This is a genomic window from Litchfieldia stipae, from assembly GCF_014837155.1.
Taxonomy (GTDB): Bacteria; Bacillota; Bacilli; order Bacillales; family Bacillaceae_L; genus Litchfieldia.
Map to the genome: position 1 here is coordinate 64,428 of NZ_JACYHA010000017.1, position 23,847 is coordinate 88,274.

The 23,847-nt window shown below is 34.9% G+C and carries 30 protein-coding genes and 2 pseudogenes; 8 read left to right on the top strand and 24 right to left on the bottom strand.

The window, feature by feature from the left end:
* Complete coding sequence (locus F7888_RS17185) at nucleotides 1-462, top strand: PH domain-containing protein (protein ID WP_191781591.1); 462 nt, start codon at nucleotides 1-3, stop codon at nucleotides 460-462.
* Entirely contained in the window at nucleotides 459-1,922 is a 1,464-nt protein-coding gene (locus tag F7888_RS17190; RefSeq protein WP_191781593.1) for a PH domain-containing protein, read from the top strand. Before F7888_RS17185 ends, F7888_RS17190 begins: the two co-directional genes overlap by 4 nt.
* A gap of 256 nt (nucleotides 1,923-2,178) precedes the next feature.
* Here the strand turns inward: F7888_RS17190 and F7888_RS17195 are convergent, their stop codons facing one another.
* Nucleotides 2,179-2,469: an RNA polymerase alpha subunit C-terminal domain-containing protein gene (locus F7888_RS17195; RefSeq protein WP_191781595.1), complete on the bottom strand. Its 291-nt coding sequence runs from the start codon at nucleotides 2,467-2,469 to the stop codon at nucleotides 2,179-2,181.
* Nucleotides 2,470-2,672: 203 nt separating this feature from the next.
* On the opposite strand from F7888_RS17195, the gene F7888_RS17200 reads away from it, so the two are divergent.
* Nucleotides 2,673-3,122, top strand: a complete 450-nt coding sequence (locus F7888_RS17200) for a DUF1569 domain-containing protein (protein WP_191781597.1) — start codon at nucleotides 2,673-2,675, stop codon at nucleotides 3,120-3,122.
* A gap of 115 nt (nucleotides 3,123-3,237) precedes the next feature.
* Entirely contained in the window at nucleotides 3,238-3,750 is a 513-nt protein-coding gene (locus F7888_RS17205; protein ID WP_191781599.1) for an RDD family protein, read from the top strand.
* A 334-nt stretch (nucleotides 3,751-4,084) separates the two neighbouring features.
* On the opposite strand, the gene F7888_RS17210 is transcribed toward F7888_RS17205, so the two are convergent.
* Nucleotides 4,085-4,489, bottom strand: coding sequence for a DUF3021 domain-containing protein (locus F7888_RS17210; protein WP_191781600.1), 405 nt, complete (start codon nucleotides 4,487-4,489; stop codon nucleotides 4,085-4,087).
* Nucleotides 4,479-4,940, bottom strand: a complete 462-nt coding sequence (locus tag F7888_RS17215) for a LytTR family DNA-binding domain-containing protein (RefSeq protein WP_191781602.1) — start codon at nucleotides 4,938-4,940, stop codon at nucleotides 4,479-4,481. The genes F7888_RS17210 and F7888_RS17215 overlap by 11 nt, the downstream gene beginning before the upstream one ends.
* Before the next feature lie 469 nt (nucleotides 4,941-5,409).
* On the opposite strand from F7888_RS17215, the gene F7888_RS17220 reads away from it, so the two are divergent.
* On the top strand, nucleotides 5,410-6,585 hold the full coding sequence (locus F7888_RS17220; protein WP_191781604.1) for an MFS transporter: 1,176 nt from the start codon (nucleotides 5,410-5,412) through the stop codon (nucleotides 6,583-6,585).
* A 41-nt stretch (nucleotides 6,586-6,626) separates the two neighbouring features.
* On the opposite strand, the gene F7888_RS17225 is transcribed toward F7888_RS17220, so the two are convergent.
* The 3 genes from F7888_RS17225 to F7888_RS17235 are packed head-to-tail and all read right to left on the bottom strand — an operon-like array spanning nucleotide 6,627 to nucleotide 8,926.
* Nucleotides 6,627-7,556 (bottom strand): cation diffusion facilitator family transporter, encoded by a 930-nt coding sequence (locus tag F7888_RS17225; RefSeq protein WP_191781606.1) that lies wholly within the window; start codon nucleotides 7,554-7,556, stop codon nucleotides 6,627-6,629.
* A 12-nt stretch (nucleotides 7,557-7,568) separates the two neighbouring features.
* Nucleotides 7,569-7,877, bottom strand: coding sequence for an ArsR/SmtB family transcription factor (locus F7888_RS17230; RefSeq protein WP_191781608.1), 309 nt, complete (start codon nucleotides 7,875-7,877; stop codon nucleotides 7,569-7,571).
* Nucleotides 7,874-8,926, bottom strand: coding sequence for a flavin-containing monooxygenase (locus F7888_RS17235; RefSeq protein WP_191781610.1), 1,053 nt, complete (start codon nucleotides 8,924-8,926; stop codon nucleotides 7,874-7,876). The genes F7888_RS17230 and F7888_RS17235 overlap by 4 nt, the downstream gene beginning before the upstream one ends.
* 179 nt (nucleotides 8,927-9,105) lie before the next feature.
* On the opposite strand from F7888_RS17235, the gene F7888_RS17240 reads away from it, so the two are divergent.
* Nucleotides 9,106-9,537 carry a VOC family protein gene (locus F7888_RS17240; protein ID WP_191781612.1) on the top strand — a complete coding sequence of 144 codons (432 nt, stop codon included), beginning with the start codon at nucleotides 9,106-9,108 and terminating at the stop codon, nucleotides 9,535-9,537.
* Between the two features lie 92 nt (nucleotides 9,538-9,629).
* On the opposite strand, the gene F7888_RS17245 is transcribed toward F7888_RS17240, so the two are convergent.
* The 6 genes from F7888_RS17245 to F7888_RS17270 form a co-directional block, all read right to left on the bottom strand.
* On the bottom strand, nucleotides 9,630-10,157 hold the full coding sequence (locus F7888_RS17245) for a hypothetical protein (RefSeq protein ID WP_191781614.1): 528 nt from the start codon (nucleotides 10,155-10,157) through the stop codon (nucleotides 9,630-9,632).
* Nucleotides 10,158-10,479: 322 nt separating this feature from the next.
* Nucleotides 10,480-10,920: an NUDIX hydrolase gene (locus tag F7888_RS17250; protein ID WP_318246316.1), complete on the bottom strand. Its 441-nt coding sequence runs from the start codon at nucleotides 10,918-10,920 to the stop codon at nucleotides 10,480-10,482.
* A gap of 286 nt (nucleotides 10,921-11,206) precedes the next feature.
* The gene (locus F7888_RS17255; RefSeq protein WP_191781616.1) at nucleotides 11,207-11,623 is read right to left on the bottom strand and encodes a hypothetical protein; all 417 of its coding nucleotides are present in this window, start codon (nucleotides 11,621-11,623) and stop codon (nucleotides 11,207-11,209) included.
* Between the two features lie 29 nt (nucleotides 11,624-11,652).
* Nucleotides 11,653-12,111: a cupin domain-containing protein gene (locus tag F7888_RS17260; protein ID WP_191781618.1), complete on the bottom strand. Its 459-nt coding sequence runs from the start codon at nucleotides 12,109-12,111 to the stop codon at nucleotides 11,653-11,655.
* Between the two features lie 273 nt (nucleotides 12,112-12,384).
* Nucleotides 12,385-12,762 (bottom strand): hypothetical protein, encoded by a 378-nt coding sequence (locus tag F7888_RS17265; RefSeq protein ID WP_191781619.1) that lies wholly within the window; start codon nucleotides 12,760-12,762, stop codon nucleotides 12,385-12,387.
* A gap of 116 nt (nucleotides 12,763-12,878) precedes the next feature.
* The gene (locus F7888_RS17270) at nucleotides 12,879-13,565 is read right to left on the bottom strand and encodes a YjjG family noncanonical pyrimidine nucleotidase (protein WP_191781621.1); all 687 of its coding nucleotides are present in this window, start codon (nucleotides 13,563-13,565) and stop codon (nucleotides 12,879-12,881) included.
* Nucleotides 13,566-14,079: 514 nt separating this feature from the next.
* Here F7888_RS17270 and arr point away from each other — a divergent pair.
* Nucleotides 14,080-14,496 carry an NAD(+)--rifampin ADP-ribosyltransferase gene (gene arr / locus F7888_RS17275; protein ID WP_191781623.1) on the top strand — a complete coding sequence of 139 codons (417 nt, stop codon included), beginning with the start codon at nucleotides 14,080-14,082 and terminating at the stop codon, nucleotides 14,494-14,496.
* A gap of 304 nt (nucleotides 14,497-14,800) precedes the next feature.
* On the opposite strand, the gene F7888_RS17280 is transcribed toward arr, so the two are convergent.
* From F7888_RS17280 to F7888_RS23100, 5 genes and pseudogenes are all read right to left on the bottom strand, one after another.
* Nucleotides 14,801-15,328: a hypothetical protein gene (locus F7888_RS17280; RefSeq protein ID WP_191781625.1), complete on the bottom strand. Its 528-nt coding sequence runs from the start codon at nucleotides 15,326-15,328 to the stop codon at nucleotides 14,801-14,803.
* Between the two features lie 13 nt (nucleotides 15,329-15,341).
* A complete protein-coding gene (locus tag F7888_RS17285) occupies nucleotides 15,342-15,794 on the bottom strand; it encodes a LytTR family DNA-binding domain-containing protein (protein ID WP_191781627.1) in 453 nt (150 codons plus the stop codon).
* A gap of 467 nt (nucleotides 15,795-16,261) precedes the next feature.
* On the bottom strand, nucleotides 16,262-16,855 hold the full coding sequence (locus F7888_RS17290) for a kinase (RefSeq protein WP_191781629.1): 594 nt from the start codon (nucleotides 16,853-16,855) through the stop codon (nucleotides 16,262-16,264).
* A 279-nt stretch (nucleotides 16,856-17,134) separates the two neighbouring features.
* Nucleotides 17,135-17,593 carry a hypothetical protein gene (locus F7888_RS17295; RefSeq protein ID WP_191781631.1) on the bottom strand — a complete coding sequence of 153 codons (459 nt, stop codon included), beginning with the start codon at nucleotides 17,591-17,593 and terminating at the stop codon, nucleotides 17,135-17,137.
* Between the two features lie 73 nt (nucleotides 17,594-17,666).
* Nucleotides 17,667-17,795, bottom strand: a pseudogene (locus F7888_RS23100) (excalibur calcium-binding domain-containing protein); the annotation flags it as partial.
* An 867-nt stretch (nucleotides 17,796-18,662) separates the two neighbouring features.
* Here F7888_RS23100 and F7888_RS17305 point away from each other — a divergent pair.
* Nucleotides 18,663-19,766, top strand: coding sequence for a DUF4236 domain-containing protein (locus F7888_RS17305; protein ID WP_191781635.1), 1,104 nt, complete (start codon nucleotides 18,663-18,665; stop codon nucleotides 19,764-19,766).
* Nucleotides 19,767-19,871: 105 nt separating this feature from the next.
* Here F7888_RS17305 and F7888_RS17310 read toward each other — a convergent pair whose 3' ends face one another.
* The 7 genes and pseudogenes from F7888_RS17310 to F7888_RS17340 all read right to left on the bottom strand — a co-directional run bounded on the left by F7888_RS17310 (nucleotide 19,872) and on the right by F7888_RS17340 (nucleotide 23,715).
* On the bottom strand, nucleotides 19,872-20,327 hold the full coding sequence (locus F7888_RS17310) for an MBT domain-containing protein (protein WP_191781638.1): 456 nt from the start codon (nucleotides 20,325-20,327) through the stop codon (nucleotides 19,872-19,874).
* 188 nt (nucleotides 20,328-20,515) lie between these two features.
* Nucleotides 20,516-20,876 (bottom strand): annotated as a pseudogene (locus F7888_RS17315) (MmcQ/YjbR family DNA-binding protein).
* Between the two features lie 57 nt (nucleotides 20,877-20,933).
* A complete protein-coding gene (locus F7888_RS17320) occupies nucleotides 20,934-21,632 on the bottom strand; it encodes a CPBP family intramembrane glutamic endopeptidase (protein WP_191781640.1) in 699 nt (232 codons plus the stop codon).
* 144 nt (nucleotides 21,633-21,776) lie between these two features.
* Nucleotides 21,777-22,283, bottom strand: a complete 507-nt coding sequence (locus F7888_RS17325; RefSeq protein ID WP_191781642.1) for a DUF1648 domain-containing protein — start codon at nucleotides 22,281-22,283, stop codon at nucleotides 21,777-21,779.
* Between the two features lie 220 nt (nucleotides 22,284-22,503).
* Nucleotides 22,504-22,653: a hypothetical protein gene (locus tag F7888_RS17330; protein ID WP_191781644.1), complete on the bottom strand. Its 150-nt coding sequence runs from the start codon at nucleotides 22,651-22,653 to the stop codon at nucleotides 22,504-22,506.
* 164 nt (nucleotides 22,654-22,817) lie between these two features.
* Nucleotides 22,818-23,105, bottom strand: coding sequence for a hypothetical protein (locus F7888_RS17335; RefSeq protein ID WP_191781646.1), 288 nt, complete (start codon nucleotides 23,103-23,105; stop codon nucleotides 22,818-22,820).
* 145 nt (nucleotides 23,106-23,250) lie between these two features.
* Nucleotides 23,251-23,715, bottom strand: a complete 465-nt coding sequence (locus F7888_RS17340) for a hypothetical protein (RefSeq protein WP_191781648.1) — start codon at nucleotides 23,713-23,715, stop codon at nucleotides 23,251-23,253.
* Between the last annotated feature and the right edge of the window lie 132 nt (nucleotides 23,716-23,847).

Genomic DNA, 23,847 nt, shown 5'->3' on the forward strand with positions numbered 1-23,847 from the left:
ATGAAACGCGTTGAAAAAGAGACTGTGATGATTATGAGTCTTCAAGACGTACAAAGATCATTACTGTTTTTACTCATCATAGGGGTTGGTTTATATTTTTTTGGTGAATATGAGTTGGTTCAAAAGGGACTAGTTATTGCAACTGGGTTCGTCATTTTTTTCTTAATCAAGGAGTTGATATACAATTTCCTAGCCTATCGTCATAGCTATTACGAGATTTCCGAGGATACGGTCCATATAAAAGGTGGTGGATTTTCCGTTTGGGAGACGACTCTCCCCATCTCTCGCATTCAGCACCTGGATGTTTCTCAATCGTTTTACGCTCGCTTCTTTGATCTATATTCATTGAATATTTACACTGCTGGGGATGACCATGACATTAAATATTTAAAGAAAGATCCAATCGATTCTCTGCATCAAGAATTATTAGCAAAAATGAAGATGGAGACGGAAAAAGAATGAGACCAAGACGAGATCATTTCATTGAGTTTGTACATCATAATGTGACGACAATAAGGAATCACCCCTTACTGCCAACACTTAGTCTTCTCCTACTTGTTCTAGGGACTGAAAGTTATCAAAGACTTGTGAATATCGGTTTCATCATCATTTGTGTATTCATCATTGGGCACTCATTTCTTCTTTGGTACTACAAACGCTACGAATTTCAAGATGGTTCTTTTCTTTATACAAACGGTGTTTTCCATCGAACGTTTAACCATGTCCCTTATCAAAACGTAAGGAGCATTTATTTGACAGATACATGGTTCAAACGTTTGATTGGGTTATCGAATTTGCATATTGAGCTGTTAGGAGGGGAGGAAATTCACTTTGTCTTACACAACAGGGACATCCTTACTCTTAGACAAACCTTCTTTCAAGAATGGTCCTTACATCCCAAGACAAAGAGCTCACAACGCTTCCGTATCTTTGAGTATTGGCTCCTTTCTACAACAAATCTTCCTTTGTTCTTAACAGCCTTGTCACTCACATTAACGATTATTAGTTTTGTGTTAAGACATTTTTCTGTTCATTTAGGTCTTGAAACGGCTCAGGAACATGAGCAAAGCCTTAATGATACGAGAGGTCTTTGGGAAATAATGTCATTTGAGGGTTCAGCTTTTTTGGAGGTTGATTATTGGCTTCCTATTCTCATGGGCATGGGATTCATTTTTTTGATTACTATGCTATTTACCGTTCTCATGTCTTATATCACTTATCGAGGGTTCTCACTCCAAAAGAGAGAGTCAGATTATGAGGTGACTTACGGTTGGTTAAAAAGGAATCAATATGTACTACCAACGAAAAACATTCGCAGCTTGCGAATTGTTGAACCGTTCATGTTTCGTCTTTTGGGTTACGTGCAGGTGAAAATGGACCATATTGGATTGAATGAACAAGCAAGCAATCAACTCTATGTTGCCCCAGTCCTGAAGAAGGAACATCTTGAGGCTTACCTGTCAGAATGGTTCCCACAATTTTCGAATAGCGCAAGCATCGAATCACCTAAACGTCAGGCTTTATTTCACTTCTTATGGGAACGACCCTTCATATGGGCAGTGTTCATTACCATTTTGGGAATAGAGTGGTCCTTTTTCTATTACGGTTATTGGTTGATTCCCATCCTCCTGCTTTATGGATATCATGAATGGAGGAACGAAGGATTAGCGTATGATACGGAATTTATCATAAATAGGTATTTAAACAAGCTCACTGTTGTAACTGTCATCACACAATCAAAACACGTCGAGTCGACTACCTTTTCGCAATCCTTTTTCACTAAAAAACAAGGTTTCGGAACCTTTTCCTATGCTGTATACTCAGAAATGTTAGAAGAAGTGTATTCATGTAGAGGTCTAAGTGATGATCGACAAAGAGAGTTTTTATCCTATTTAAAGACAAAGCCTCCAGAAAAAAGCTGATTGGTTCTAGAAAGATTTATGAATATTTGAGGTTAGAGAGTGCGACTCCATCATAAATCTAATAGTGAAGGTGGTGAATGAGATGTTCATACATTTGTATCACAAAATGAATAAAACTCAACAAAAAATGACCTTAGCAACAATCATCATTTTATTACTTACTGGTTCATTGATCCTTTTCTTTTAAAATAACTTACTAAAAAAAACGCTAAAATTCTAGCGTTTTTTCTTTATGTTTCTTCAAATAACCCTCCTATTATCCCTTAAACGATAACCCTTCTTCTTCTAATGATGTCCTCAAAGTTGGTATGGAAGCTGGTCCAATTCCATGGATTTTTAGTATTTCTTTTTCAGTGAACTTTGAGAGCTCTTGTAAGGAATCAATTCCTTCATGAAGTAAAGCATTTCTAGCAGGCGAGCTTAGTTTCGATAGGAACCCACTTTCAGGTTTATTCACTTTATCACATGTAGGACAGCTGGTACAATCACTACTTTTATAATATTGATGTCCTTTTTCACAAATTCTCAACCTTTTCCCCGCTGTCATAACGAATCCCTCCTCCAAGCATTTCTTTCCTTTAAAAAACATTATCACTACTGAATTCTAGACCGCAATACAATATAATTAAATTATAGCATGATTAAATGAAACTGCTAATGCCTCTAAGAACCCCATCATTCCGTCAACCCTGATCATCAGTACATGTTCACTTTATTCGTTTTTCTACATTGAATGAGGAGGAAGTATGAATGAAAAATATCTTTACTCAATCAGATTCTAAGGAAATGTTAGCAAGGATTGATCAATTAACTGCAGCTTCACACCCGCTCTGGGGCAAAATGAACGTTGCCCAAATGCTCGCCCATTGCTCAGCCTTTCAGGACATTCCAATGGGAAGTTCCTTTCCAGCAAGAGGTTTCCTTGGATTTGTCATTGGACCATTTGTGAAACAGCTTTTTTACAATGAAAAGCCTTTTGATAAAAATATGTCGACGATTCCAACCATATTGATTGAGGATAAAAGAGATTTTGAGATAGAAAGAGACACACTAAAGCAAAAAATAATAACCTTCCAAAAGAATGGTCCAGAGAAATGTTCCTCTCACCCCCACCCTTTTTTCGGGAAACTAACACCAGAGCAATGGGGGAAAGGAATTTACAAGCATCTTGACCATCATTTAAAGCAATTTGGAGTCTAGTAAAGATTAGAGGTTTTCTTGAAGATGCCAGATTGAGAGAAGGAATGATTTATCTATTAATGGAATATAAAAGAAGAAGTTACAAATATACACTCACATGAAAGGTGGCCTGTAAATGAATGCTTCATTTCTTCTCCGGATCAAGGCCTTCATGATTGATTACATCCTAATTCTCTGTTATTTAGTTATACTCTTTATATTCAATGTGTTTCTATTTCCATCCTTGCAGGATTACTTCAAGGGTTCTCTACTAGTCGCTCAATTCACAGGATTTTTAATGGTCACCTTACCTGTGTCACTTTACTTTATCTTTTGCGATTCATCGATTGGAAAACAGTCTCTTGGAAAAAAGAGAGTGGGTATACGTGTGGTTGGAAGTGATGGAGAAGCTTTATCATTCCTCCATGTCACTTTTCGAACCATCCTTAAGTTTTTACCTTGGGAGCTGTCACATTTCCTTGTATATCGCCTGGTTTATATAGGGGATGGTGAAGTGCCAATCATATACTATCTGATCGGTGGACTAATCTATGCACTTATGTTTGCTTACATTTTGACAGCAATTTTGACGAAAAGAAAACAATCCTTATACGATATAATTGCGAAAACACAGGTAGTTAAAGTCTAGATGATTCTAGAATGAAATAAAGTATAATGAAAGGAGAATTGATGTCTTGGTTAATCTATTAGACAATATTTTTCAAATAACAGCAATCATCCTACTCTTTTGTTCATTTTATTATTACAGACACTTTAAAAAGATTAAAAGAGAGAGAAAACTATCTTTAGGAGAAACCTCGATATATATCATTACACGAATTGCTTTTTTTCTTTGCGCAGGTAGTTATCTCCTTTTGTTTTTGGATAGGAACTTCGGATAGCTTTCTCTAAGTAGACTATATGAATAGAATAACGCTTGGATGTACATACAAATCCAAGCGCTATTCTACGTTCGATTTCCCTTATTTCCTCAAAGAATGATTCATTTCACTTGCAACATATTTAAAATAGACGTACGAGCCAAACCAAAACACGAGATATATAGCGATGAAAATCCCTATGCCTAGTAGGATCGGCAATAGTTCAAGCGGTAACCACTTCATAAACATCGCTAGCGGAAACCAAACAAGCAAGGATACAACAAAATGGACAATCGTCTGTTTTAATGGACTCCAGTTCTCAGTCTCAAAAATCAGGGATGAACTCCCAAAGTAAATCCCCATGACCATACTCCCTAACATGTTCAACCACACTACGGATACCGATGCCTGAACATCCCTTACCATCATGAAAGTTAGGATGGCAAAGGTAAAAATCGCTGTAAAGCCTAAGCCTATAAAACTTCTTCTTATCATCTCAACGATCATGCTTATCACCTCCTAAAATTAATCTTCTTTTTAGTTCCGGGACATACTTACGTGAGACATACTCTTTACTACCTGAACGAAAGTACACGCAGAGATTTCCATTAAACGCTAACTCAAAATGGGTAATTTGATTAAGGTTTCCAATAACCGATTTTGAAAGTCGGCAGAACCCGATGCCTTCTAACCATTCCTCTACTTCATACAGCTTCATCGTAATTTCGATCGATTGATGGTTAATCGAGGCATATACTTTCCGTTTTTCAGAGTAGAAGTAATCAATTGCTTGAGGTGAGAGCAGAGTACTCTTATCCCCCTCTACTCCAAGAATTCGCTTCGGCTTCTGATGTTCCAATTTCCTCACGATTTCCTCAAGCTCCACCGTCCATTCCTTCGCTTGTATGGTAATATAGGTTTCTGTATACTTCTCGTTAATATCAATGTTTAACTTCATCCCTCGTTCCCTCCCTGCACCTTAACTATATCAACATTGTATCTTTTAGTTGGAAATTTTTACATAACATTCTTATAATGATGAATAAGTGGTGGGATTTGATGTATGTCGAGTAACTAACAGAAGAAAAATAAGCGGAGATTTTCTGGTTATATGTTGGATGGAGGTCTTAGCAGGGTAAATAAGGGAAGGATTTACCCTTTTTAATTGGATATATCTCTTTGCAGGCAAATAAGGGAAGGATTTTCCGTTATCAGCTGAATCGAGCTCATTTTGGGCAAAATAAGGGAAAGATTTTCCGCTATCAGCTGAAAAGTCACTCATTTTTGCCTTTTTTGAGTCAATAGGCGGAATTTCTTCCCCTATTCAAGCTATATTTCATTAGATTTTCTAAATAAGCGGAAATTCTCCTTTTATATTTCATCAGCCAGGTTCTCCTACTCATTCTTCCTATTCGAGGTGCAAAAATTTGAACAATAAAACGAAAATCTATTTTATTTATATAAGTGCCTTACTTCATCAGGCGATTATTCAGGGAGTACGACCAATGGTGTCTTTACTAGCTGGTGATTTACATGCGAGTGTGTTGGAGATTGGCTTAATTGCTGCGAGTTTCTCATTTATTCCCTTATTCCTTGCGTATAGAGCTGGAAAAATCATTGATCGTTTTCATGGGAATTTGCCAATCGTATTCGGTATATTTACAGTTGCTGTATCTTTAATTCTGCCATTCTTATTTCACAATCTCTATATTTTGTACGTTTCGCAGACCCTGTCAGGAATTGCTCATTTATTTGTTGTCATTGCGTTGCAAAATTCACTTGGCCTCTTTGTCCCAATCAAACAAAGGGATCATTATTTTGGGTGGTTTAGTTTTTGGGTATCAGGAGGTCAGTTAATCGGTCCATTAGTTGGAGGGATTATTTCAGAAAGTGGCATTTACAATACCTTTTTAGTCTTCTCCATCATTTCATTTGCAGTGACTTTACTTTGTTTACTTCTACTTCGTTCGAAAAAAATGAAGGATCGTGAACAAGAAAAGGTGAAGGAAAAAGTAGACGAGACAAAACCTCAATATACCTCAATTGATTTAATTAAAATACCGGGGATGTTCAAGTCGATTTCAGCAAGTATGATTGTCCAATTTTCCAAAGATGTACTTATTACATATTTTCCCCTGTTCGCTGCCTCACGAGGTGCATCAACAACACTCATCGGAGCATTATTAAGTGTCCAAGGTGTAACAGCTATGTTGATTCGTGTATTGCAGGGATCCATATTAAAATTAGCCAATCGATACACTGTGCTTTTTATCTCATTACTCATTAGTGGCTTATGTTTTGCCTTTATTCCTTTCCACAACTCCTATTATTATTGGACCTTGCTCTTCTTACTTTTAGGAGCAGGAATGGGGTTAGCACAACCACTCTCAACCGTAGCCGTTGTAAATTTATCCCCAACAGGATACAGTGGAAGAGCTCTCAGCATTCGCATCACAGGAAATCGAATGGCTCAGTCTGCAAGCCCGATCTTATTTGGAGTCATTGCCCAGCTAGTTGGGATCGGATCGATCTTCTTCATTTGTGGAGCAATCATTTTTTCTGGATCGTTTTATATAAAAACAGGGGAGAAAGACGAAGCATAATAAGACAGGTGCCACTCTTCAGTAAATGGCACCTGTCTTTTTCACACCTTCATTTCTGCATGTTGAATCTGTGATTTCTCAATTTGAATGGTCGTATGCTCAATTTTAAATGTGGCATTTATTTTATTGATGGCTTGTTGTAAGATTTGTTGTCCATCTTTATCATCCTCGATTAAGATATGACAAGTTAGCGTGTCTAGGCCTGAAGTAATCGTCCATACATGAAGGTCATGCACATCAATCACACCTTCAATTTCTTCCAATGCCAGCTTCACCTCTCCCTGATCAATCGTGATTGGCGTACCTTCCATCAATATGTGAACCGAGTGCTTGATGACTCCCCAAGCACTTTTTAAAATTAAAACGGCTACCACCACCGAGATAATCGGGTCAGCAATATACCATTCAAACATAAGCATGAAAAATCCTGCGGTTAACGCCCCAACTGAGCCAAGCGCATCACCTATAACGTGAAGATACGCACTCCGTAAATTGACATTATTCTTCACGTCTGCTTTTCTCATCAGGAACCATGCACTTGCTAAATTGGCTAAAAGTCCAACAGCAGCAATCATCATCATTGTTCCACTAGAAACCGTTGGTGGATCAAAGAATCGTCCATACGCTTCCCACACAATAAACCCTGCAATCACAAACAAAGTGACCCCATTAAAAAGCGCAGCCAAGATTTCAAACCGGTAATAACCATACGTCTTCCTACTAGATGGTGGCCTTGATGCAAACCAAATGGCAATTAAGCTTAATAATAGAGAACTAGAATCACTTAACATATGCCCTGCGTCCGATAGTAAGGCAAGACTATTTGTGATCAGTCCTCCAAAGAATTCCAGTAGCATGATGCCAGATGTAATAAGTAAGGCGATCAGCAACCCTTTTTTATTTCCTTCTCTTGTATCCTCAAAATGATGATGATGATGGTCGTGACCATGGTGATGATGGTGATGTCCCATTTCATTTCCCCCTTATTCGTGTTCGATATGATGAATGACTTGGTTGAGAATCGAGATAACGTGGTCATCATCATATGTATACAAGAACGTATTTCCTTCTCGTCTATATTTCACTAGCCTTAAATTTCTTAACGTACTTAATTGATGTGATACAGCAGATTGAGTCATCTCCAATACCTCTGCGATATGATTAACAGAGCATTCTTCTTGAGACAATAAATACAAAATCTTAATTCGCGTTCCATCGCCCAATGCTTTAAAAATTCGTGAAGCCTCATCTACAGTCGCTTGTGCTAAAAATGAATGATCTCCTTGCTTCATCTTGATTCCCTACTTTCAATGATGTGGTGATATATATATTTCGCATCTTTCCCAACTCCTTGAAGCAGAGCAGAACCTCTACTCGACTGCCAAGATAAGCCTAGAAAAAAGAAACCCTCGATCGACGTAATCCCTCTTTTATGGATAGGTTGACCTTGTTCATTGAATAAATGAGGTAGTTCGATCCAATGATAATCTGACTTAAAACCCGTCGCCCAGATGACATTATCTACCTTTATTTCACAATCATCCTCAAATAGAATCTGGTCATTCCTTATAGACTTCGTTCGGGGTTTTAAGATAATATTCCCATTCTTTATGCTGGACTTTAATTCATCTCCAAAAATGGGATCTGGTCGTTGTTTTAATAACCTACCTACAACTGAATTCTCACTAGCTTGATAAATCCCTAGCTTATCAAAATACCAAAAGATACTTTTATTTCCGATATCCTGAGGGAGGAATTTCAATTTATGAGCTACCGATAAATAAGTCTTTCTTGTCATCGAGATTTCAAGTGCAATTTGCGCACCAGAATTCCCACCGCCAACTACTAGTACTGAGCCCTGTGTAAGTTGCTCTGGATTCTTATATTGTGAGGAGTGAATCTGAAAAATGGTTGGTGAAAGTTGCTCTGCAAACATTGGAATAGCAGGTGTCTGAAATGGGCCAGTAGCTACGATTACATTCCTAGCATTAAGTGTTCCCTGATTCGTCATAATCTCAAACCCATGATCGATTTTCGAAACCTTCTCCACAACAGTGTTCAATTGTATCGGGATTGAACATGTTTTTACATAGGATTCTAGATAGCTAGCCACTTCATCTTTCGTGGGATATCCTTGTTGCTCACCGCTAAAATTCTGACCTGGCAACGAACTATACATTCGTGGTGTAAATAAGGTCAGTGAATCGTATCTCGTTCGCCAAACGTCTCCAATCTGACCTACTTTATCAACAACGATGAAAGATAAATCACTTTTCTTTAAGTAATATCCCATTGATAATCCCGCTTGCCCTGCGCCAATAATCAATACATCGTAATCCATGATGCTCTCACCTCACTAACTATATGAACATATGCTCATACAATACATTATGTTATTTATTTAAAAATGTCAAACTACTCCGAAACTATTTTTCATTAAAAAATTCGGTGTATTGTTCCATTTATGATAAACTTTACTTATCTGAATTTTTAGAACAATAATGAATGGAGTGATCAAATTTGAATCATACATTACTAAGAATCGGTACCACTTACCTTCCTGTTTCTGATATTGAACGTTCTGCTGAATGGTATGTGGCCAAGCTTGGTGCGCAATTGAGCTACAAGGATGAGGATAAGGCCATTCTTAATATGGCTAATCAAAGTATCTTCCTTGTAAAATCAAAAGAAGATCAGAGCTCAAATTTTTATGATATTCATGGTGAAGAACGTTTTTCATTAACCTTTGAAGTTGACGGATTAGAAGCTTTAGAAGCGATCCATAAGGAATTTACTATGAAACAAATGAGAGTTGGAGACATTGAAAATCGTGGACACTCTGGGAGAAATTTTGTTTTCTATGACCTAGATGGGAACAAATTTGATGTTTGGAGTGAATTGAGTCCTATTTTTAAAGAGAGATATTTAGTTACTGAAAAAAACAGTGGTTAGCAAAGTGAAGATTCCCCACCTATTGACATCCTAAATGTATAAACAAAGCAAAACTCGATGGGGGTCTTCTGGCTGAAAACGATAAAATGAATTTAATTTATATTTTCAGAAAAATCGTTATTATAATACCATTTTTTTCTTGAAGAGCTGAAGGAAATATAAATTGTTACAATAATGCAGAATAATAGAGTGATATGAAAAAGGAAATGCAGCGTATTTGGAGCAATACCATTCATTATTGGAAGGAAAGAGTGGGTATCTCCAAACATTTGATTATATCTTTCGACTTTTTGTTCTGCACCATACCCCAAAAAGTAAGGAACCCACCAGGATATTAGCACCCCTACAAAGATACATACTTGATGGATAATTAACCAAAGTTTAATCCAGATTGGATACCTTTTTCCCATAAAAGTGATTAACAGCCCCATTATTATTATAATTTGGACTACATTAATCAATGTAACAGTGACTAATTCATTAAATGAATGTTCTTCTCTAATGGCTTGAACGTCATTCAATGAACCTAAAGGAATCCAATCTTGTACGATCATAAATAGCAAAATAAAACTAAGTCCAGACAATAATAGTTTTTCTGAAATATGAATATCCCTTTTCACAAATTCCCCCCCTATGAATTAACGTACTCTTAATTACACGTGTAAGAAAATTTTAGCATTTACAAATATTTCTTTCTATATATCTAAGGTCTAAATTGACGTAAGTCTTAGGTCGTAAAAACACATAAAAACTCCGGTGACTCGAGTTCAAATATCGAACAAAAGTACCGATATTTCATATTTTCTCTCAACATTCTTTTTTGAATTTACTTACTAAATCAATCAAGTTGTTTATTTATTACTTTTACCTTTGAATAGCTCCACGCCTGTTACGGCACTCAAATAGTAAGTTGATAAAACTTTCATAGTATGGAAGAAATCCTTAAAGTTTGATCATCGTCAAAATGTCAGCCTTACTTGCCCATTTCACGTTTTGTACCTCTTCATACTGTAGAGTAAGCATATGTAGTTGCACCTCTTCTTGGATTAAATAAAAATCATCAAATCCATTCTCAAAGTTTATTGTTAAGTGAGGCCGTACCTGCTGAAAGTCTACTTTCAAACCAATTTCTTCATACAATTCTCTTTCCGCAGCTGTTTGACTTGTATCCCCTGCTAGAGCACTCCCTCCTGCAGTAAGATCCCACAGATTGGGCCACCCTTCTTTAAAGGACTGTCTTTGTTGAATGAGCATTTCCCCGTTTGAATTAAAAATACAGACATGAACAACTAGATGAAAATCTCCAGATTTGAGCTCTTTACCGCGTACCCATGTCCGGTCTGTTTTGTTTCGATTTATATCATACACATCCCATAATTCCACTTGTGCACCCCCAACTTACAGTAGTCATATATTGAAATTGAACCACTTAACCTTTAAATAAATCACCTTTACACCTTTACTTCAATTAATCTTCATTTCTATAAAATAATCAATAATCCTTTAAAAATATGTTTTATATTGAGGTAGAATTAAATGGTTATTATCGGGATTTTCTCCTCAAACATTAAAATTGTTATCTAGCTGAATCTCTGAAATTTCATCAATAATTTTTAATAATCATTCCTTAGAAGTATTCATGACGTTCATCACTTCTTCCATGAACCCGTTAGTTGAATAACTTTTTCCTTTCAGAGTTAGTACAAAATATTAATAATACAGTAACTCCTAATCCAGATAATTGCACAAATAGGTTGTTAAGATTTTCAATATCCGAATGAAGTAAAGCCCAAATCACATTAAATATACTAGAAATACCAAATCCAATCATAAAGTAATAGATTTTCATTTTTTTATACTTGTTCTTACCCCATAAATGCTTGATATATATATAACTAAGTATTCCGAAAATTATTATAGGTAGTATCCATTCTGAAAAACGCATAACAATTTTTTCATCTTGAGGACTATCAAATAAAAAACTTCCAAACGATAAAAAATGGAAAACAAAGATATAAAAAGACAATAATAAAATAGCAATTATATCCCCAAAGAATACCAATAAATACAATGTTTTTCTTTTCAATTTTTACACCACCTGTTAGTTTAATAACATTAGGTTTTACCTTTACTTAACTCAAGTAAATCCTTTTCAGAAAGTTTTTTTGTGAATATATCTAATTCCTTCGACGAAAACCAATCATTATTAGGACCATAACCACCGTATTTAATCGTATGAGTTACAGCATTCGAAGACATAAAAATATTATGATGAACAAATGGATTTACAATTACACTTTCTCCCTCTCGGAGAAAACGCAATTCAGTCTCCCCATTTAAATCAATTTCCGCGTACACAATCCACCCAGACTGAACAACATAGAACTCAGAAACTGCTTTGTGATAATGACTGTTTTGCCATGATCCTACTTCAGAACCAACTGTGCGACAATATGAAGTACCATCGGAACTAACTAACCTATAACGTTTTTCTCCATTATCCATAAGTTCAAAATTCACCTCTATTCCAGATGAATAAGCTTCTTCAAAACTAATCTTTTTTGGATTATACAACATATTTTTCTCCCTTATTCTGTCTTTAATATATTTACATTCGATCATATAAATATTTTTCCTGCAATTATCATTGTTTTACAATGCTGCCTCCTTAACGCAATAGGGCCGTTACATTCGGTAGCCCTTTGTTCAACTCATGTTCCCGTTTTTTAAATAAATATAATTTAATAGTCCATAATAATATAAAACTAGATCCTCAAGTCCTTCGATATCTATGTAACACCATCATTAAAAGCTTCTATGAGATTATTAAAAGACTTAACTTTCCCGTTAGTTGAAAATTTTCTTATAACATGTTGGGCATATAGGTTTCACTACAATGAAAAAAAATAAGAGGACTATTAATCCAGCACCACTAAAATAAGTGAATACATAAAAAGCTCCAGTAAATTTTTTTATCGGTTCAGGAATGAAAAAATACATTATGTAACTCGAAAGAAATATAAACGATAATGATGGAAAAACCTTTAAACACTGGTCATTAACACCCTTGTGTTCAAAAAAAGCCATTGTTATTCCCACAAATTTGTTCATTAAATAGAGATATAAGAATCCAATAATTGCTCCAATAAGAATTACCATTCCAACACTTCCTCCATCACTCATATCCCAAGAATAAATTGGTTTATTCCTACTATATTTAGACATGCTATCCAGCTCTTAAGTTTACTAACTTCAACAAAAAAGGCGGTTAATCCTTCTTGGACCAACGCAGCCTTTTGTTTAATTGCATTTCTTCACACTTTCTTATATATAGAGGTAGTTTATTTTATCATTTCTAACAAATCTACTAATTTATTTATTTCATAAGTAGGTTTTAAAGCTATATGCTTCTCTTTGTTCTTAGGATTGAACCAACAAGTGTCCATCCCATAGTTTATTCCACCTTGGATATCAGAAGTCAACGAGTCACCCACCATAAGTACGTTTGATTTGTCTGTAATCTGTAGCTTATGAAAAGCATAATCAAATATTCCTGTTTGTGGTTTTTGAAATCCAGTGGATTCAGAGATAATAACCTGTTCAAATATACCTTCGAACGGAGAATGGTTAATTCTTGAGGTTTGCACAATCGTGTAACCATTTGTAATAACGGCTAAGCGTTTATGCGAGAGAGCCTTAATCACTTTTTCCGCTCCTTGAATGAGGTGCGTTTGTTCTCCAAGAAATTGTAAATAGTCCTGATTAAATATAACTGCGTCAATCTCAAGTTCGTGCTCTAAAAATAATCTCCTAAATCTCTCTGAACCTAGTTCTACAAGTCCCACTTTTCCATTTTCTAACTCTCTCCACAACACTTTGCTAATTTCCTGGTAACTCTTTTCGTACAGGTTTAAGCCATTTAATAAATTATATTGATTAAAGACCTTATAAAAAGCTGCTTGCTCCGATTTAGCAAAATCAAAAAGCGTATCATCTATATCAAAAAAAATAATATCGTAATTCTTCATTATTATCCTACTACTTTCTAATTATGATTTATTCTTTAATACAAATACTTCCCTAATAAAAGCACCAATTATTGCAGATTGAAGGATGACCACAATTAAGTTTGCCACTCGCACAAATGTATGAGGGGAGTATATCACTACTAAACTTTGAATAATAACGAGTAAACCAAAAGCGACAGACATCAGAATTAAATATTTCGGTGTAGTTTCCCTTCGTTTAACTATTGCACTCGCTCCTTAAAATACAATTTGTTCTTATTCCATACTCCTGCTTCATTAGAACAATACTTCTACAAGAAAAAGCTATTCTCCTTCTTGAAGAATAGCTATCCGTTATTGAAATGAAAAATGAGCGCATATCCTTTTACAAGTATCGCGCTCATTTCTTAAAATTACTTTTTAAATCTCTCTACTTCCATTATATCGTTATGTTCAAGTTATTTATAGACTGTTCTTTTTATCATTTGGTTACTATACTCTTATATACAAATCAAAATATGAGGGGTGTATCAGTATGAATGACAACAAAGATGTCTTGGATATTGGTCCTTTTTTTCATGGTACTAAAGTAGAACTGCAAATTGGAGATTTATTAGAGCCGAAAAACTTATCGAATTATCAAGATAAAAAATCCAACTACATCTATTTTACTGCAACATTAGATGCTGCTAAATGGGGTGCTGAGTTGGCAAGATCTCAGTCAAAGGAAAGAATTTATATTGTAGAGCCATTGGGTACTTTTGAAAATGATCCGAACTTAACTGATAAAAGATTTCCTGGAAACCCCACACGTTCTTATCGGTCTAAATCTCCTTTGAAAATAGTAGCTGAATTGGGGGCATGGGAAAGACATACCGATGAAGAAATAAATCATATGATTACATCCTTAGAAAAATTAACTGAACAAGGAAATAATGTAATAGACGATTAATCCGGCAAATTCTCTTTATGATTCACTAGACAGAAAGCTGTATGTTTATTTCATCAAGTTCATACTTTGATAGAGAACGTCCATGACACCCCATTTTCAGGGGTTGTTTTATTTTTTTGATGAAGGGGCATCTTCACTTTCGACTTGGATTAATGCAAATAGAATTTCACTTATTATTTATACAAATATTATCAAAAAAAAAGACGCGTTAACCCTTCTTGGATCAACGCACTTGTTAGCTTAATAGGTTCATTTCTACAAAAGTTTATTTTTCCACAAACAGGGCATAGCAGCATCCCCAAGGTTACTTCTTGTCTGCTAGTAACTGAATTTTGAAGATATTTGTACTACCAGCGCGGTCGGTTAATAGTGTGATTGAAATCAAATCACCTTCTGACAGATCAGAAAGCTGGATAACAGTATCCTGCCGATATATACTCACTTCTTCCCATATATCATATTGAAACTCACCTTGATATTTCTCATCATTGAGGGGAATTCCTTCAACCAATATAGAGTTCTCACCAACTTCTTTTACTTCTGCATAGAATGTCTGAATATCAGAATGTGCCAGCACCCATACATCTTCTTCGTAATCTTTATAGGCAGTAACATATCCCACAAAGTAGCTAATCAATATGCCAATGAGTAAAACTATTATGGTCATAACAATAGCGACTCGATATGGAGGAACCATTGAAGTGCGCTTGCCTTCCGTTGCTCCTAAAGCCTTATTGATATGTCGTTTATAGACCTGAAAATAGATAATAACGGTAGCGACTAATATAATTAGAATGACAAACAGGACGAGAAAATAAATAGGAAAAACCATGTAATCGCCTCCTCTATATTCCGAAATATTCTTTAAATATGTAGTAATAGCTTCTTGTTACATCAACACTTTTACCATTAGTCATTGTAAGGATAAACTTCGACGAAAGAGTAGGTTTAATTTGTTTAACCTTATTTCTTGCAATGACAACAGAGTTACTTATACGCAAAAATTTTGTTGGATCAAGTAAACTGACAATCCTGTATAATCGATCGGTAGCTTGATATAGTGCTTCTTCCGTTTGTACCTCAACTGCATGACCGAACGATTCAATACAAACAATATCCTCTACTGATAATATAATCCGCGCATTTGTTCCTTTTTCTCTAACAGTCAGATTATCTATGAAGCTATTTGTTTCACTTAACACCAAGTCGGCAGTATCATCTATTTCAATACCTCGTTCTTCGAGTACAGATTTGATTTCATCATAACGCTCATTACTAATGTCAAGTTTGAATTTCAAAATCGCAACCTCCTTTCATTCATCGTGATACATCACCAAGTCCAAAAGTAGTATAACAATCGGATTTTCGTATCTCAATATAAATGGAACACTTTACAAATATAGCCACATAAATTACACAACACGGTTGATATTTAATGAAGGCTGTTTTCGTATATATTGTTGCTTTGAATACCGCAGCCTGAATACACTCCGCGTCCTGTGGGGTAACCGGTGAGCCTCCTCGTCGCTAACGCTCCTGCGGGGTCTCACTTAGGCTACGCATCCCACGGGAGTCTCCGTGTATTCAGGCTGCTAGAAATCTATTTTTAATTAATTTATCTCAAAAAACAACAAACTTTGAGAAAACAGCCTTAATGAATAAATGAACCCCAAATTGTATTATAATCTTCATAAACAAAAAAGGCCGTTAATCCTTCTTGGACCAACGCACCAGTTAGTTGAAGTGTAAGCCTTCACACTTTATTTTAATTATGAATAACTAAATCAGCTTGTTCGATTGGTGAAACTGTTTCCATATAATAATCTTCTGCTTTCCAGTATCTCTTTTCAAACTTGCCAATGTTAGTTTGTGTTTCGATACTTTCACGATGGAATCTCTCTTCTCGTACACAATCCAGAAAAATCATAAAATCAAAGTAATTTCTCCACTCTTTTCTTTGTAAAAACACGCCTTCAATGATAATTAGACAAGTATCAGGTATTTTGACTGTATGTAATTTTTGCAAATCAGAATGATTGTCATAAGTTAATAATTGTAGTTCATTAGACTCTTTAAGTTTTTGGAATAAATTCTCTTTTAGCCATTCTACATCCCATTGCAATTGATAATACTCATACCACTCTTCATGACCAGTGTTATAACGTCTTTCTCTCTCTACAATGTAATCGTCTATATGTAATACACAAGACAAAATATTCTTTTCTTGAATATGCTGTTCGATGTTTCGTACTATTGTTGTTTTACCAGAACGACTTAATCCATCTATTCCAAGAACAATCTTTTGTCCTTGTTCAATTTTCGGGATTTTTTTTAACAAATTTTTCACTTTAACGTCCAAGCCTATTCCCACCCTAAGTTTAATATGCTTAGTTGCACTATCCCTATTAGTTAAAGAACATCATCAAAAAAGAGGGAAGTAGAGTTGCAATGAACAAAAGTAAAACCAATCCAGTAAACATATATGTAACATATTTCTTTCTATCTACACCCTGTCTTAGTTCCCACAATCCTATTGTAATGAAATATAAACCGATCATAGAAGCTATCACGGGTAGCATAACAAAAATATTCACCTAATTCACCTCTTTATATTATTTGATTGTTTTCCCAATACCATTTAACTACCATTAAATATATGCTCTAAATAGACAATTCCCATAAAAATCAGCCAGACTGTTAATGGAATTCCAAAACTCTTAAAGGCTTGTAACGGTGTATAATCTTTATTTTTCTTTTGTAGAACTCTATCAGTAATAAAGAACAATAAAGAAGCACCTAAACTATACAATAGTAATATAAGTCCAAAAACAGTGTGTAAAATGCCAGAGAAAATCATTTCATATTTTTCACTTTTCATTTTTGTTGAAATATAGTAACTGACTCTATCACTAAGGATAGAGGTTAATACTCCATAAATTAAAATCGCTGGGAAACTATACATCAAATAAACAGGTGTACTTCTTGCAACAGCAAATAAATAATTTGGAATTGATGAAATAGTTTGACCAAATGGATTTGGAACGATTAGACCTAATAAAATGGCAAATATCGAACCAGAAACAGATGCGGAAATCATTTTTCGCGATATTATTTTTGTTCACCACCATTTTCCTTATAAATATAGTATTCTGAAAAACTATACATTTACACTATCTTTCACAAGCAAAATTATCTTTATCTCTGTCCATTTTAAGTTGATAGGCTGGATGATCTGAAGCTACCCCATTGGGATATTTCTTTCTTAGTTCAGTACAATTGGCAAAGTTTTCTGATCCTCCATTTGAAGCTGCAGCAACTTCATCTGCTTTGGCTTTTTTTTCTGCCTTTGCTTTAGCTTCTGCTTCTGACTTCGCTTTAGCCTCTGCTTCTGACTTCGCTTTAGCTTCTGCTTCTGACTTCGCTTTAGCCTCTGCTTCTGACTTCGCTTTAGCTTCTGCTTCTGACTTTGCTTTAGCCTCTGCTTCTGACTTTGCTTTAGCCTCTGCTTCTGACTTCGCTTTAACTTCTGCTTCTGCCTTTGCTTTAGCCTCTGCTTCTGACTTCGCTTTGGCTTCTGCTTCTGACTTCGCTTTGGCCTCTGCTTCTGACTTTGCTTTGGCTTCTGCTTCTGACTTCGCTTTAGCCTCTGCTTCTGACTTTGCTTTGGCCTCTGCTTCTGCCTTTTCTTCTGCTTCTATCTTTGCTTTGTCCTCAGAAATTTTTTCCTCATTCTTATCATCTGCATTTGTGGTATTCAAACTTTCAGATGAACAAGCAACTAAACTAAAAATTAAAAATAAAGCAAATAAACCTACTATGTACTTTTTCAATTCAAGAACCCCCATAATATATTTTCAATCTTTTATTACAATATCATAGATTGTAATATTTTTACTTATTTTAGAAAAATTTTCTTTCAATTTAATAAAGGGCTAGGTTTCATTATAAATCAAACCTGTTCTCTATTCACGTTATGCAACGGGTGATTGATTTCAACTAGTATTAAAATAAGTAGTTTCGTCATCTATTGAGTTTAGGTCACCACTTTTGTATTTATTAGCGCTATGAATGTCTTAATAGTGTGATAAAATAATGGAAGAATTTGTATCAGTGTGTTATATAATATTTAATTAATTCACTCATATAAGGAAAGGTGGGGTTTTTAGGTGGGATTACGTTTTCGCAAGAGTTTTAAAGTGGCGCCCGGTGTTCGGTTCAATGTTAGTACAAAAAGTGTAGGAGCAAGTTTTGGTGGTAAAGGTCTACGCTATTCAGTTAATTCAAGTGGCCGTCGCACAACAACAGTTGGAATACCTGGATCAGGAGTTTCTTATTCTTCAACATCTAGTTCAGGTAGAAAGTATAAAAGTAGCGCCTACACGCAGAGAAATGAGATTGTGCGAAGACAAAAAGAGATAGCAAAACTTCAGGAATTAGAAAGAAACCAATTAGAAGTGGAAGCATATGAAAACAAGGTTGAAATGATAAAATCTATCCATAAAGAATGTGATGATGAAGTAAATTGGTTGGAAATGAAAAACACTCCAAGCCCTTTTACAAAGGGTGAAAAAGGCCCAAATGAAAGAATTGCAGAGGAGAAGCTTAATTCTTACAAGCCAGGATTCTTAAGCAAGATTCTAAAACAAGAGGAAAAGAAGAAGAAACATCTGATTGACAATATAGAAAAGGCAAAGTTAGAGGATCAGCAAGATTATCTGAATTGGGAAGAACTCGTTGAGACCGCAACGAATGTTCTTGATGGTGATATAGATACATACTTTAAGGTAATTGAAGAATTTGCTCCATTGGATGATTTATTAGAATTCGGAAGTGGGTTTGAATTTTTTATGGAGGACCCTCATTCCATTGAAGTAGAATTTAATGTTCATACAGAGAGTGTAGTACCTACTCAGGTGAAATCTCTAACGAAGACTGGAAAACTATCTGTTAAAGATATGCCAAAAACAAAGTATTATGATATTCAACAAGATTACGTTTGCAGTTCCGTAATTAGAATCGCTAGAGATTTGTTTGCGTTATTACCACTACACTTTGTCTATATTCATGCTTTTGATGAACACCTTAATACCTCAACTGGACATACTGAGCAAGTGGTCATCCTTTCAGTTAGAATAGAAAAAAACATATTGCAAACACTAAATGTTGAAACAATTGATTGTTCAGATGCCATGCAAAATTTCAAGCACAACATGAAGTTTAAAAAGACAAAAGGATTTGATCCTGTAGAAAAACTTAAGATTGAAAGCTAATAAAAAGGCGAAAATCATTTTCTGTGATTCTCGCCTTTTTAGCTCCGTTATCAATTCTTTATTGAAGAAGTGCACAATCACTCCCATACATTTTTTATATAATCTCTATTTCCAAATAAAAGGCGTGTACTCTATAATTTCCCAATCCAACTCTTCTTCGATTAACATCATGTTAATTGGATTAATAGTTGGAGTTGTTACATACCGTACAGAACCTATCATTATACTATTTGCATCAAATCCTATTTCATATGAGTCTTTATCTGTTTCTATTACTAAAGAAGTCAATATGTTAGGGAGGTTCAGTGGATTAATCTTTTTTAGTTTTATTTGTTCGTTTAATATATTATTGATCAATTTAGGATCATCAATTGTTGCTGAAGCAGTTTTTGCCACAAGTGGTATTTGGCTATAAACGGTTATTTGCTGAACCTTTTCATCTTCCTCGATTAAATTTGCCATAACTTCTTCATATGTAGTTTTCTTTAAATGTTCATAGAGAAATAAGCCAACGATAATTACAATAATTAATATGATACCAATAATTTGTTTCTTCTTCATACGCCGCCCCCCACAATTCACTAAAAGATTATAGAAGGATTACTATCATTTTTAGAATCCCTGTAGTCAAGACAAATGAAAAATCGTGACATGGCAGATAATAACTAATTGTTCACTTCGAATTCCCCATTCTCACCCATTTCATGGTACAATCCCAATGTGTACTTAGTTAGCACGCCAATTTCTCACTATTTCTTAGTTAAGTTAAAGCTCACTTCAATTAAATGATAAACCTCTTCTTTTGAATCGACACGTTCTAAGACAAGTGTAATCCAGTGTTCCTTATTCATATGATATGCAGGTAACATGTCTCTTCGGCCTCTTAAACTACCAATTAGTTCAGGAGGACTATTTTAGGTCTAGAATATCTATTCTTTCTTTTCCATCTAACCCCAATTTCTCTGGAGGGACATCCATCACAAGTCCATACCATTTCCCCTTGAATCCATGTCTTAAGACAGCATAGTTTGGAAACCTCTTCCACGGGTAATCAGGTAATGTACCATATTTCTCTTTGACGTGTCTGAAAATATCATCTCTTGTTATCATATCGCACCAACACCTCTAACTACCTATTTTCCCCATAGTAATTTGCTGAACAACATATTAATTCACATTTTTATTAATAAAATCAATTATTCTTTCAAATGGCACTGTAAAACTGAGGAAATTCCAAAAAGCATGAATCACAATTACTACTAGTAGATTACCTGTAAATACAAAGATTATAGCAAAGAAGATACCAAATACCCCAGTGCTAATAACACTTCTCCACCCTCCATCAAGGATATGAATAAAACCGAACAAAAGGGAGGACACCACAACGGCCAAAAGAGTGGATTCAGTTACATACTCAATTCTCCCTAACACATAGTAGCGGAAAATCAACTCTTCAAATATCCCTGCACAAGCTGAAATTAGAAAGGCTCCCATATATTTATATTTTCCTTTGAACATCTCATCCTCAGGCTTAGAAAACTGCATGTCAGGTAGTGGGGTATTTTTTTTCTTACGGACATAGATTTCTATACTCATAACAGCAAACAAGATTGCAGCGATGGAAAAAATAATGAGGAACGCTTGTAAGAAACCCATCCAATTAAAGCTTAGTGGAATAGGAAGAACGATTCCACTGAACTCTCGCTCAAACCATAATATACTCAACATTAATAACCCTAATAAGAAGAAATACACTAGCCATTGAATGATCGATTCTCGCTTTTTATATCTATAAAACAACTTTCTTAATACAATATCTATTCCAATTATCAGCACACATAATAGAACTACATTTAGTATAATCATTCAGTTTCTCCTTCATTATTTATTGGTATCTGATCCCTAAATCAACGAAGAAATTATTATAGACGAATCTGGAAAACGATCGATGTCCCTATTACCTGTGCAATCTATATGGCCAAGGTTGCAAATTATTCTAACCTGCTATACTCATCGAATCTTTTTTTGTTTAATTATCGCTAATACAATCGGGATAAGGACGCTTACTATTGCTATTGGCAGAAACCATACACCGAATCCAGTTCCTTTACCTAACGCAATTGAAACTAATTCAAATAAGATGAAAGCAAAGATAATTAGACTTATATTTTTCAATTGATTTACAAGTTTACGGCTAACTAAATAGAATTCTTTAGCGTTTTCGTTACTTAATCGCTCTGGATAATTATGTGATTCTGGGAATTTCTCAAGCAATATCATTAACAAGGTAATAAATGCACCTATTATAGGTAATACAATTAGTTCCATCTTTGAACCCCAACGATCCACTTCACCTAACGTATTGAAATGTGACGGAATTTGGTCAGGAAGCACATTCCAATTACTAATCAAAAAGAATAACGAGCCTAAATAGAATGAATATCCGATTATATCCCAGATCCACTCAGTCTTCGTTTTGGATAGGCTAATTTTTGGTCTCTTCGGAGAATTTGACAAATCCTTCAACACCTTCCTTTTCCCAACGAACAAACTCGCTAAATGCAATTCATAAAAAACATAATTTTCTAAATCATCTTATATTTTCATACGGTTGAAAAACAAAACTGTTTCATTTTTTTAAGTAACGGATAATAAACTCTATCATCAATTGAAAAATGAAATTCGAATAATGAAAAAACATAGGACAATTTTCATTCTTCCTATGTTTTCATTCATCTTATTTATCTGTTTGTTTTTGCTTTTTTTCCAAATACTCAGCTCGTAATTTTTCAAGTTGCTGCTTTTTATCAAATTTAGCAGGCCTTTGTTTTTCATGATACTTTGTCACAGCTGCCTGACCTTTGGTATCTAATTGATATTTCCCCATTTTGTTCACCTACTTTTCTGTCTGTTAAAGAGATTCTATACAACAAATATAATATACCTTATTATGTACTGTTAACCATGTATATATCAGGAAGTTCAACATTCCTACCCGTTACTTATACAATGTCTTACACAATCATTGCATATTAGTGTTTTGACAACAAGTCATTGTTTCTTACCTTTTCGTTCTAAAAGTATTGGTGCTATATTTAGTAGGATAGAAACAATCGTCAAAAACCATAATGCCCTTTCCATGCCAGGTACTACATCCATTAAAGCTGCCCAATCTTCCGCATCTACCCACATCGATACAAGGCTATATTCTGAACAAAGTGTTAATGCTGTAAATGATAAGCCCATTGCCATAGCGAGCTTATAATCCTTTCCAGTTGCATACATATAAAGATTTATAAACGTTGCTACTATAGCAATAACTCCTAATATTATCCACATAACTACACCTCCATAATTTTTTGTATTACTTTTGTGATTTCTTACAGAATAAACCTACTTCGTTACTTTAATAAAGTTCAATCATAAGAAGCATTGGATCCACGCACCCGTTAGTTCAATATGAATTTATAATAATGGAGGAATATCAGACAGACAAATCGATAAATTCTAGTTCAGTTTCTGCTTCTGCTTTAGAACGATAAACGATAATTTTATCATAGGGTTTCAAGTTGTCTTGCCATGTTCCTATATTACTCAGAAAATCTTCTACGTTTTCAGAAATTATAAAGCACTCTAAATCCCTATTGATATAACAAATTGGTGCGTCACTTTCCAAATCACACTGTTGATAAACAGTTCCGACAAATCCACCTTTACTATCTTTTGCTATAATATCTACATGTGGAACCGTAAAAAACTCTACATGGGGAATATCATCGTCAAAGATAAACTGAATATCATAATCGCTAGCAAATTGTTGATATTCTTCATTTTTATCATGAGCACTCATAGGGAAAATTGTTATCCCTGTTAGTATAACTTCAGCATCTTCTACATTTACACATATGGCTCCAATTAATTCTGATCTATCTAGATAAACTTTTCGCATATCCCCCCCCCCCCCGTTTAATCGTATTGTCAAAACTTTTATATTAAATAGGCTATAAAATACCTTGATAGAGGGATTTTTGAGCAAAAAAATTGCCACCCCCCATAATTTTAGGTAAAAGTGAGGTTACGA